1 protein-coding gene is annotated in these 587 nt (G+C 44.5%); it reads left to right on the forward strand.

Translation table 11 applies throughout. From position 1 onward, the window contains the following. Positions 1–347, forward strand: a 347-nt coding sequence (locus tag ACS8FC_RS19305) for a helix-turn-helix domain-containing protein (RefSeq protein ID WP_439297977.1), incomplete at its 5' end; no start/stop codon positions are given. Between the last annotated feature and the right edge of the window lie 240 nt (positions 348–587).

The raw sequence follows: 587 nt of genomic DNA on the forward strand, positions 1-587 counted from the left end.
TAAAGGCCATGAAAGATCCATTTTTGACCAAGGCGCTTGCAGCGATGCACGAGGCGCCAAGTCAAAGCTGGACCATTCATAAGCTTGCAGAGGTGGCAGGTATGTCGCGCTCGAGCTTTGCCCAGCGCTTTAAAGATACGGTAGGGATGCCGCCCCTGACTTATTTGATTGATTACCGCTTGCGTTTGGCAGCACGTTATTTGCGCTTACAGCAAAATAGTATCAGCCGTATCAGTGACATGGTGGGCTATGCGTCAGATTCAACTTTTAGTCAGGCGTTCAGACGCGTTTATGGCGTTTCACCAAAAGCGTACCGTCAACAGTATCAACAGCAAAAGCTTGCATAAGTTATTATTTTAACGTCCTCAGTGTTCATTTATTAAAAGCGTTAAGGCGATCAAGGTATCCTTAGCGCTTTTTTTTGATTGATATAGATATAGTATTTGCCTAGGTAAAATACTTGGCAGTCAACTGGCGCTATTTTGGCTAGGCAAGGCTGACAATACGCTTGTGTTCAGGTACTATGGAATAATGAGTCGTCGAGGTGTGAGCGTTCATATTTGACGCATAATATGTGACTGTATACC

It is taken from the genome of Psychrobacter sp. 1Y4 (genome assembly GCF_051847555.1).